At 42.0% G+C, this 383-nt stretch carries 1 protein-coding gene; it reads left to right on the top strand.

What is annotated here, in order from left to right:
- Window positions 1-383: ABC transporter permease (locus AC1XUO_RS29660; RefSeq protein WP_483333525.1), on the top strand; the 383-nt coding region annotated here is incomplete at both ends.

Raw genomic sequence — 383 nt, 5'->3', positions numbered from 1 at the left:
CAATACCAGGCCGACGCCCGTTTAAGTAATGTTTTTGGTCTATTTTCAATACTAGCCATTATCGTCGCCTGTCTGGGACTTTTAGGCCTTTCCAGTTTTGTTATCAAACTCAGAACAAAAGAAATCGGTGTTCGGAAAGTGCTTGGTGCTTCTGTGGTTGGTTTGCTTGTATTGATTTCAAAAGATTTCGTGAAAATGGTGTTTGTTGCATCCCTTATCTCGATCCCCGTCATCTATTATTTATCCAATGCCTGGCTGGAAAATTATGCCTTTCATATCACGCCTGGACTTTCCGTTTTCATTATCCCGCCAGTTTTGCTGCTGACTTTAACCCTGATCACAATTTGTACCCAGAGCCTGAAAACAGCATTGACCAATCCTGT

Source organism: Dyadobacter sp. HNCC25DJ186 (assembly GCF_056895235.1).
The sequence above is the reverse complement of the archived record's forward strand: the minus strand, read 5'-3'. Positions and strand labels throughout refer to the sequence as shown.